Annotated in this window: 1 protein-coding gene; it reads left to right on the forward strand. The window is 65.0% G+C overall.

Translation table 11 applies throughout. The features are described 5' to 3' along the window. A partial coding sequence (locus AC1KVG_RS21790) for an AMP-binding protein (RefSeq protein ID WP_481095810.1) occupies nucleotides 1-357 on the forward strand: 357 nt, incomplete at both ends.

Here is a 357-nt window from a genome sequence, read left to right on the forward strand (position 1 = left end):
CGACGTCTATGTCGAGGAGTGTTTCATGGCCCTATGCCATGGTGCGACGCTAGTGCTGCGCGACGAGGAGACGATCACCGATGGCGAGCGCTTCTGGTCCTGGGTTGTGCGCAAGCGCATCAGCGTACTGAATTTGCCGACCGCGTTCTGGCACGCGCTCACGGAGACGATGTCGCCCGACGTGGCGCGCATGGCCGCGGGTGTGCGCTTGTGCACGATAGGCGGCGAGGCGGTGCAAGCTGCGAACGTGCTGCGCTGGAATGCGACCATGCCGCCTACGCTGCGACTCCTGAATGGGTATGGCCCCACCGAAGCGACGGTGACCGCCACGACGGCGGACCTGGACTCTCTGGATCC

The organism is Xanthomonas sp. NCPPB 3959 (assembly GCF_056675575.1).